Genomic DNA, 9026 nt, shown 5'->3' on the forward strand with positions numbered 1-9026 from the left:
CCAGAACCTGGCGCCGGCCCTCCCAATCCACGCCGATCGCCACCAGCACCGCCTGGCTGGCGATCACGCCCGCCTCGCGAGCCCGTTCATAGCGCGCGTCCAAGATGAGATACGGATAGCTTTCCTCGAGCCGCTGCGTGAAGAACGCCTTGAGCGCCTCATCCAGCCGCATCGTCGCCTCGCTCACCGTCGAGGCCGAGAAAGAGTGGCCGCACAATTCCTCCGTCACCGCCTTCACCTTGCGGGTCGAAACGCCTTGTACGTACATCTCGACCAGCGCCGACACCAAGGCCTTCTCCGAACGCTGATAGCGCTCAAACAACTCCGTCGAGAACCGGCCCGTCCGATCCTGCGGAACGCGAAGTTCCAGCACCCCAACCCGCGTCACCAGCTTGCGCTCGTAATACCCGGACCGGTAACTCACCCGCTCCGCCGTCCGCTCGCCTTTCTCGGCCCCGATCGCCTCCGTCATCTCGGCTTCCAGAGCCTCCTGCACGACAGTCTGCAATACCTGGCGAAAGCCGTCCTCATCCGACAGCAGCAAAGCTTTCAACTCGCCCCTGCTCAGTTTAACTTCTCGATTGGTCATGGCACTTCCCCTTCCACGGGAATCGGTGATTGCAACGTCACCACCGTGCCATGGCCGCTCGCCCTTCAGAGCAAGCGCCGTTCTCTCTCCAAAACTTTTTGCAGAACCTTCAGGACACTATCCGCAAAAACTCCCAAGCCCAGCCACGCAGCGTCAGCTGAGCGGCGTAGCCGTATGACCTATCATTCCACCAGTCGGGCAGATCGGCGTCCGTCGCAAGAGACGTGGACATGACTGTGCTCTCCTGCCGGGCGTCACATTCACGCCACCCGGCGAAGCACCGGCGCCCATAGCACCGGACTGTCGATACCGCTGTTTTGTCGCACCGCATGAAGTGTCGCTCTCGACACTTCGAGGTAGCCCGCCAGTGCGCGTGTCGCGCCGATCGTGTGCGGGTTGCCGATCCGCTCGAGGGGCCAGCCGGCGCGACGAAGAATGCGCTCCATGCGCAAGTCGGTGACCGTGACGACGTGGCTGAGCCGGCGTGAGAGGCCGAACTCGATCATGCCGGCGAAGAGCTCATATGTGCCGAGAGCGATACCACCCGCCCCCTTTTGCCCAGATGAAGCTATGTCGAGCGCAAAACGGCTGCTTTCCCACACGCTCGGATCCTCAGGTGCAGCCCTTCCTTCCAACAGCATCGGAAAGGTATCGCGAATCATGGTCGGGCCCGCTGAGGGCAGAAGGCGAACGCAACCCTCCACCCGGCCCTCGAAACCGCGCAACAACAGGTAGTGCGGTCTGAGCGCGTCAAAGGAATCGATTTCATAGCCGCCATTATCCTGCACGTCCCAGCCTAGGCGTTCCTTGAAGACGCGAAATCGAAGCCGATGCATTGCATGCAGTCCGTCAGCAAAGTCGTCGTAGCACTCAGGCGCAATAAGCTGGATCATCAAAGGCCTCCAATGGCGGGAAACATTTCCTCGCCATTGGAGACGATCCTTCGCGAAAGCGCAGCCTGTGCAGTTCCGGAGGTCAAGCCGACTTATCAGGAAGCGAAAAGCCTGAAGCCGCCAGACGCGTAATCGCCTGTCGGGTGGTTGTCACGCCAAGCTTCTTGCGGACGTTTGCCAGATGGAACTCAGCCGTGTACCGCGAGATCTCCAGGATGCCGCCTGTATCTCGGGCGGACTTGCCGCGCGCCGCCCACTGCAGGCACTCGTATTCACGCGGCGTCAACAACACACCGCCAACTCTTCGATCGCCCGACAGTCTGCAGCGGACGAACGTATGAAAACAGCTCGCGAAAAACGGAAGACCTTGCTCGTAGTGATCGGCCACGCGAAAGTATGCAGGATCGGGCTTGTCAGCGGCAAAGGTCATAGCCGCAAAATTGTCGCGGCCATCAATGATCGGGATCGTCACGCCGCAGCGGATGCCGAACTGCGCTGCTTCCTCGAAAAACCTAAGCTGAGGCGCGGACAGATCAAAACTCTTTAGGTCAAATCCCCATCGAAATGTGGATTCGCCATAGCTTGCACGTAAAATGACTGGGTCGACATTCTGATACCGGTTCTCAAGATAGCGCGCTGTCCAGAGCGCCGGATAATTCGAGATCAGCATGGGCTTGCCATTAGACCACGGCGGTAAGGAGAAGTAGGCAAAGGTGAATAGATCCAGACCTGAGGCGACATCGGCCAAGGCTCCGCGAAAATCACCCTCATCGACACTTACCGACAACTTTTCCAGGAATGTCTCGAAGACAATTCGCATGTCCTTCCTCATTGTTCTTCCTCCTGTCCTGACTCACTCCCTTCATCTCTCTGCTGTGCGCCACCCGGCCTGTAGACCCCATCGTAAGCCGACCTCTCAAACTGGCCGGGCTGACCTTCTTTACAAATGCCGCGACGGTCGCGCATATTGTTAGCTCGCCAGCGGTAGCTACGCGGCGATCTCAGACGTTTTTGTCCGAAATGCTACGGCAGCCTCCCAACACAAGAAGGTGCTGATGGAGCAGTTCGAGAGTGCGAAGCGCATTGGTGGAGAGCAGCGGGCGGGCCGAAATTGGGTTACCGAACCCAACAAAAAGACGGGCCGTGCGAGTGTTCGTCTTTGACAATTTCGACCGGTGATCGGCAACGCGACCATTGTATTCCTATGCAGCTATAACCGACGTGATCAGGTCGGAAATCGTCAGGCGTGTTGGTAGCAGTGCTTTGGGCGACTTATGCCAGGTGGGTAGAAGCTGTTGCTCCCGTTTGACAGACGAGCGGCGATTCCGTCGAGTTCGTAGTTCGTCCAGCCTTTCGAACGGCTCTGACAAAGCGACCACGCCGAAATGGCTGTTCGCTAATCCCTGATCGATCCGCCTGAGGCTGTTACCGATCCGAAGCTCGAATCCGTCAGACCAGACTGCGAGTCCATCATTCAGCGCCAGTGGACGGACGACATCATCCTTATCTTTCGGAAGCATGGGAGATGAACACCTCGTACTGGCGATTCCCGTCTGTGGATGTTCCCCGCGGCGAACTATCCCTGACCAGGGACGGAACAGAACACAGAGCTTCGCGCAATTCGGGTAGAGGCGCCCGGGCAATTTCCTGATGCTGGAACAAGTGCCGCCTTCAAGCCCCTGCATATCGACGGCTACATGCCAATGCACCGACTTGGGAACCTGCAGGCGGACTGGCTGCTTCGCAAGCCGGCCAATATACTGAGGTCGTTCTCCGCGCCCGTAATTGCTGCAGCTCGTCAAATCCAGCAACCTTAGGTTGGCTCCCGACGTGAACGTGATCTCGGCCCTCTGACCGCGAGAACACTGCCCCAAATCGCAATGCGTAAAATTCATCTCCCCCTCATCCTGTGTCGGCCAGAACTTTGATTAAGCTCTTACGATCTCCTCGCCTGTTTCAGAAGAGGGACTCGTGTAGGCTTCGATAGTCGCTTCTCTCTCATCCAGGAATTCAAAGAGAAATAACTTGGTCCGCAGTTGGCAGAACCAGGAGTGCAAAGACCACTCACCCGGTTTGCCGCACATGAGCATCATGACGGGCCTTTGATTTCGCGCCGTCGGGGTTTTTATGATCGTTTTCAGGCATACTCGATCCGTCCAGCTCAGGCGGTTCGAAACGGCATCGGGGTGGGTGTGCCAGTCCCCGAGATACGTGTCCAACCTCCCGGAACGCTCATAGTGCTTCGCAATCTCCGCCTGTTGCCAGCTTTGATCAGGGAGAAAGCTGCTTCGCTCGTGAGATGCTCGGGGCCCGGCCGGGATCATTGCTGTTATGACGGCAACGTTGCTTTCGGCCCAATACCCCATGAAGGTCCCACCCGTTTCCCGATCATACCAGAGGTCGGCATCCATCTGCATGTCCTGCATGATCGCCCGAGGCACCCACACTATTGGTTGCATCCGCATTCCTTCATGGGAGGCAACCCATCCACCCGCCAAGACGGCGGCACCCGCTTGATGCCGTCATGCAATGTGAGGGTGTGAACCAAGGATTCCTTGAACTCGGCTGGCTGCGAGAGAATGTCCACGGTCAACCGGACAGCTTCCAGCGATAATTCATGAAGATCGAATGAAGCCCCAGTGAAGGTCAACTCGGCGCATCCAGCCGGCTGATTTAGCGCGGAGATTTCTCCTGACCCAGGAGCTTTCTCGATCAAACCTTTCGCATAGGCAAATTCGCGGCAGGTTGGACAGCCGGATTTCGGCTGATAGGCCGCAACGACGCCCCCCTTCAAAGAGAGCGTCCCGAAAAGAGAGATCATCGGTTTGCCGGCGGACTTGCAGTGATCGGCCAGCAAACGTGAGATTCCGGAAGAGGCCGTTGCATCGATGACGATGTCCGCCTTCCCAAAAATCGGGGGTAGAACTGAATGGTCTCCTCCGTTCCCGTCGGCCGCCGTGGCTATGCCTACGGTGTGATGGATCGCCTCGACCTCGACGCTCGGGTATTCGGATTCCACGTGGTGCTTGACGGCGGTCGTCTTTCGCATTCCCCAGGCCGTCGCACCAAGCGGCCATCGGATCGAGTTTCCTGGTTCGACGATGTCATGGTCGATGACGGTGAGATGGGAACAGCCGTTGCGGGCAAGCTCGATCGCAACTGGGGCACCAATAGCTCCCATCCCGAAGATGGCAATCACCTTATCCTTCAAGATGCCGACCGATGGAACTCGGGCGCCGATGTCTGTGGCCCCGGCGCGGAGCGTGGGAACTATGATCATGGAGGGGCTGGTCCCTCTCTGTCCTTGCTTCACAGCCCGGAACGACTTTGCTGGTCCGTAACGCAGTGGAAATAGCCAGGTGTCGCCGTCAACACGGTGGCTGAGTTCCGTCGATTGGACCGTGACGGACATCGAAATAGCGGGCGAGCCACTATTGATCACGTGGCCTCCAAAGGTAAGCTGGCCCTGCGCCTTCCGCCAACCCTCGGGCGATGGCGGCGCGAAACGACCTACGCGCCTCCACGGAAATATGCCCGTGACCTTCTTCAATTGAAGTCCGGGAGGAAGCGGAAATTTCCGCGCAGCTAGAACGGACCCGTCCTTCGCCTTGATTTCCTCGACCACACCCTGGAATCTAATTTTGTCGTCCATCTTTTGAAGGGAGTAAGACGCCCGCAACGTGCCCTCTGTTTCAGCTCCTACATTCCAGGCAGTGTCGATCAACATAAAGCTGCCGTCGACATAGCCATCGAATGCCGGGGCGAAGGCGTTCCACCAGAATTCCATCGGTTCGCCCTGTGGATCCTCCATGCCCGTACCATTCAGAGCGTTGGCGAGTTGCTTCTCCAGAAGTTTCGCCAATGTCCACTCGATGGACCACAGTCCTGTGTCACGGCCCAACAGGCAAAGGTTGCCGTCGGTCGGTGAGCAATGCTTGTGCGGAAAAGTTTCCGGGTTTCCTCGAAGGGCGACTTGCGGGCGCACGAAGGGATAGCTGTCGGGGAAAACTGCGCGAAGCTGGCAGACTTCCCCGGATGCCAGCGGCCATTCGAACTTGATGCTGAGCACCCCCTGTTTCAGTTGGTCTTCGTCTATTCGCAGCGAGTCTCGGGCGAAGAATGCCAGGTCACGGAGTTCGAAATCCAGTCGTCCGACACAGGTATGCTCCCAGTGGGGGAGCATACCTGTTTTCAGATCGCCGTAGCCTATCCAGGTCATCCTACTGGACGATCCGGCAGCTGAGGTGGGTCCTTGGGGCCAGGCGGAACGCCGGGCGGACGACCCGGAACGCCATCTGGCGGGCCTGGGACCCAGTCGGGGGGGCCCGGCGGGGTGTGGCCTGGATTGCCGGGGATTGGGGACCGTGCCATGTCGATTCTCCTTTGTGATTGGTCGAAGATACAGATTTTCACATTGAGGCGTTCTCAGCTAAGTTGAGAACACGATTGCTTTATTTCCGTTGAGCATAATCCGCCGCTCCACATGCAGCTTGACGGCCCGTGCAAGGACCCGGCTTTCGATGTCGCGGCCCGTCGCAACGAAATCCTCCGCGCTCATCGCATGCGTTACGCGCTCAGCCTCCTGATCTATGATTGGACCTTCGTCGAGGTGGGGCGTCACGTAATGCGCGGTAGCGCCGATAAGTTTCACTCCGCGCTCGTACGCCTGATGATAGGGCTTTGCGCCCTTGAATGAGGGCAGGAAGGAATGATGAATGTTCATCATCTTGCCGAATAGGCACGTTGACACGGCGTCAGACAGGACCTGCATGTATCGCGCCAGGATCACGAGGTCCGCGCCAGTTTCGCTTACAAGACCGAGCAGCTTTTGTTCCTGCTCGGTCTTGTTGTCCTTGCATACCGGCCAGTAATGATAGGCGACCCGCTCCCGCTCAGCGACGTCACGGCTGTCTTCGTGGTTAGATACGATCGCCACCACGTCAGCCTTCAGCCAACCGACCTTGATTTGATAAAGCAGATGAAGCATTGCATGGTCGAATTTCGATACCATTATGATGATCTTCGGCCTACGGCGCGCATCGACGGTGTGAAGACACAAGCCGAAGCGGTCGATTGCCGGTTTGAGCGCACGCTCGATTGAGGCGGTCGAAAGCGACTCGTCTCCTTCAACGGCCAGACGCATGAAGAAGCGATTGCTGGTGCGGTCCCAGAACTGGCTGCTCTCGGCAAGGTTGGCACCGAGCACAGCCAGTTCGGTTGCAACGGCCGCGACGATGCCGGGACGGTCATCGCAGGTTAAAGTTAGGATCTGGAGTTGAGACATTGTACCCTGGGTCAAATTCGATCTGGAGAGCTCGGGCAGGATAACGAAAACGTCGCCGACGAGGCGTAGTCGGCGACGACCTGGAAGATTGGAGCTTCCTCGTCCCTTGTTGATGGCGACAATGGCCTTCGAGTCCTTTCATGCCGGCAAGGTGCTGGATGGCACCGGAGATGCCGACGGCGGTGTAGAGATTGGGCGCGACGACCTTCCGGTCTGGCCTACATGCCGGTCTCTGGCGCGTAGGCGGCGTCGACCGCGCCGCGGGAAGCGCCGACGACGGCACCGAGCCTGTCGGCGACGGGCGGGATGACTTCCTGGAATTTTCTCCGAGGAGCACAGCGCACGGCCACCGGAGATAACGATCTTGGGCGAGATCAACTCCGGACAGTCAGTTTCGAAGAGCTTGTTTTCGATGAAAATAGAGAGACCCGGGTCGGCTGCCGCCGAGATATTCTCGACGGCAGCCGCATTGCCTTGGGAGGCGCGTGGAAACGAAGTGGTGGGCACGGTGATCACCTTGTTGGTGTCGGTAGACTGCACCGTCTGGATGGCGTTGCCGGCATAGATCGGCCGCTTGAACGTGTCAGGCGAGACCACTTCGATGATCTCCGACGCCTGCGCGGCATCGAGCAGGGCCGCCACGCGCGGCCCCACATTCTTGCCCGACGGGGTCGCCGGCGCGATGACAGCGCATAGGCGCCCGCAAGTGAAACGACGAGTGCCGCCGTCGGTTCGGCGAAACGCGGCAAGCTCGTCGGCCTTGGCGAGCAGCATCAAACCGCGCCCTCAGCCTTCAGCGCGCGATAGGTCGCATCGACTGATTTCGCAGTCGCATCGACGATGATGTCAATCTCTGTTCGGGTAATGATCAGAGGTGGGGCAAAGCCGAGGATATCGCCATGCGGCATGGCGCGGCCTATGACACCATTTTCAAACAGAGCAGCGGCGGCGCGCACGCCGACCTGAAGTCCGGGTTCAAATGGTACCCGGCCCTTCGGATCCCGCATCAGCTCCACGGCGGATAAAATGCCGATGCCGCGAACCTCGCCGACAATGGGATGTCGCTCCAGTTCGGCTTTCATGCGGGCTTGCCAATAGGGTCCGACGTCCCGAACATGTTCCAGGATGTTTCTTTCCTTTAGCAATTTAATGTTGGCAAGCGCGGCCGCCGCGCAAAGCGTATGACCAGAATATGTCCAGCCATGGCCGAGTGGCCCGTGCTTTTCCGTCCCTTGTTCCAAAACCGACCAGACCCGGTCACCGATAATCGAACCGGAGATAGGCAGGTAGGCGGAACTCAAGCCCTTGGCGATGGTTACGAAATCCGGGCGCATGCCGTAGAGGTGGGAACCGAATTTCTCACCAGTTCGCGCGAAGCCGCAGACCACCTCATCGGCAATAAGAAGGATGTCGTACTTATCAAGCACCCCCTGAATCGCAGCCCAGTATCCCTTCGGAGGCGGAACGATGCCACCGGTCCCAAGTACCGGCTCTCCAATGAAGGCTGCAACGGTCTCTGGGCCTTCAGCGAGGATAAGGGCTTCAAGTTCGTTGGCACAGCGCCTGGAGAACGCCTCCTCGCTTTCGCCATCATGCGCCTGGCGATAATGGTGGGGCGCCGTCGTATGGCGCACCAAATTCAAAGGCAGGTCGAAGAAATCGTGAAAGAAGGGAAGGCCTGTCAGGCTACCGGTGACCAGCCCGGACCCGTGATATCCGCGATGCCGCGAGATGATCTTCTTCTTTTCAGGGCGGCCGAGAATGTTGTTGTAGTACCACACCAGCTTGATGTTGGTTTCGTTGGCGTCGGAGCCGGAAAGGCCGAAATAGACCCTTCGCATGTTCTGCCCGAAATATTCGACCACGGCCTCCGCCAAAAGCGCGACCGGCTCCGTGCCCTGGCTGGCATAGACATGCGCGAACGGCAGCTCGTGCGCTTGCCGGGCGATGGCCTCGGCGATCTCCGTGCATCCATATCCCATATTGACGCAGTAGAGCCCGCCGAAACCGTCAAGGCTCTTTCGGCCATCCGTATCCCAGATGTAAACGCCTTCTGCGCCGGCCATGATCCGGTTTGGCGTTTCGCCGCGACTGTGCTTGGCTAAGTGCGTGGACGGATGGAAAACGAAGCTTCGATCCTTCTCCCGGAGTTGCTCGGTTCCCAGATTGCTCAAGCGCATCGTCCCTCTCCTCGCTATCCCTCGGCTGGGAACACTCGGCCAGCCGCGTGAAACCAGCATAGTGGCAAACATGTCTCGGG

Annotated in this window: 8 protein-coding genes and 2 pseudogenes; all 10 read right to left on the reverse strand. The window is 58.6% G+C overall.

Annotated features, from left to right (window positions below; genetic code table 11):
* Positions 1 to 589: IS256 family transposase (locus tag NKH04_RS32370; RefSeq protein ID WP_353045556.1), on the reverse strand; the 589-nt coding region annotated here is incomplete at its 3' end.
* Between the two features lie 260 nt (positions 590 to 849).
* Positions 850 to 1482, reverse strand: coding sequence for an acyl-homoserine-lactone synthase (locus NKH04_RS32375; RefSeq protein WP_023721459.1), 633 nt, complete (start codon positions 1480 to 1482; stop codon positions 850 to 852).
* 82 nt (positions 1483 to 1564) lie between these two features.
* The gene (locus NKH04_RS32380) at positions 1565 to 2302 is read right to left on the reverse strand and encodes a helix-turn-helix transcriptional regulator (protein WP_023721460.1); all 738 of its coding nucleotides are present in this window, start codon (positions 2300 to 2302) and stop codon (positions 1565 to 1567) included.
* A 382-nt stretch (positions 2303 to 2684) separates the two neighbouring features.
* Positions 2685 to 3002, reverse strand: coding sequence for a hypothetical protein (locus tag NKH04_RS32385; RefSeq protein WP_353045560.1), 318 nt, complete (start codon positions 3000 to 3002; stop codon positions 2685 to 2687).
* Between the two features lie 138 nt (positions 3003 to 3140).
* Positions 3141 to 3377, reverse strand: a pseudogene (locus NKH04_RS32390) (DUF1883 domain-containing protein); the annotation flags it as partial.
* A 33-nt stretch (positions 3378 to 3410) separates the two neighbouring features.
* On the reverse strand, positions 3411 to 3947 hold the full coding sequence (locus NKH04_RS32395; RefSeq protein ID WP_348633249.1) for a Mov34/MPN/PAD-1 family protein: 537 nt from the start codon (positions 3945 to 3947) through the stop codon (positions 3411 to 3413).
* Positions 3929 to 5701 (reverse strand): ThiF family adenylyltransferase, encoded by a 1773-nt coding sequence (locus tag NKH04_RS32400; protein ID WP_353045557.1) that lies wholly within the window; start codon positions 5699 to 5701, stop codon positions 3929 to 3931. The genes NKH04_RS32395 and NKH04_RS32400 overlap by 19 nt, the downstream gene beginning before the upstream one ends.
* Before the next feature lie 210 nt (positions 5702 to 5911).
* Positions 5912 to 6766 (reverse strand): formyltetrahydrofolate deformylase, encoded by an 855-nt coding sequence (purU, locus tag NKH04_RS32405; protein ID WP_353045559.1) that lies wholly within the window; start codon positions 6764 to 6766, stop codon positions 5912 to 5914.
* Positions 6767 to 6784: 18 nt separating this feature from the next.
* Positions 6785 to 7509, reverse strand: a pseudogene (locus NKH04_RS32410) (electron transfer flavoprotein subunit alpha/FixB family protein); the annotation flags it as partial.
* Between the two features lie 30 nt (positions 7510 to 7539).
* Positions 7540 to 8946: an aminotransferase gene (locus tag NKH04_RS32415; protein WP_353045558.1), complete on the reverse strand. Its 1407-nt coding sequence runs from the start codon at positions 8944 to 8946 to the stop codon at positions 7540 to 7542.
* Positions 8947 to 9026: the final 80 nt, after the last annotated feature.

This window comes from Mesorhizobium sp. M1365, assembly GCF_040317865.1.
Lineage (GTDB): Bacteria > Pseudomonadota > Alphaproteobacteria > Rhizobiales > Rhizobiaceae > Mesorhizobium.

What these genes read in the sequence shown, in the direction of transcription:
- NKH04_RS32400 (WP_353045557.1), bottom strand. Translation starts at nt 5,701, where the DNA reads ATGACCTGGATAGGCTACGGCGATCTGAAAACAGGTATGCTCCCCCAC.
- purU (WP_353045559.1), bottom strand. Translation starts at nt 6,766, where the DNA reads ATGTCTCAACTCCAGATCCTAACTTTAACCTGCGATGACCGTCCCGGC.
- NKH04_RS32415 (WP_353045558.1), bottom strand. Translation starts at nt 8,946, where the DNA reads ATGCGCTTGAGCAATCTGGGAACCGAGCAACTCCGGGAGAAGGATCGA.
- NKH04_RS32385 (WP_353045560.1), bottom strand. Translation starts at nt 3,002, where the DNA reads ATGCTTCCGAAAGATAAGGATGATGTCGTCCGTCCACTGGCGCTGAAT.
- NKH04_RS32395 (WP_348633249.1), bottom strand. Translation starts at nt 3,947, where the DNA reads ATGCGGATGCAACCAATAGTGTGGGTGCCTCGGGCGATCATGCAGGAC.
- NKH04_RS32380 (WP_023721460.1), bottom strand. Translation starts at nt 2,302, where the DNA reads ATGCGAATTGTCTTCGAGACATTCCTGGAAAAGTTGTCGGTAAGTGTC.
- NKH04_RS32375 (WP_023721459.1), bottom strand. Translation starts at nt 1,482, where the DNA reads ATGATCCAGCTTATTGCGCCTGAGTGCTACGACGACTTTGCTGACGGA.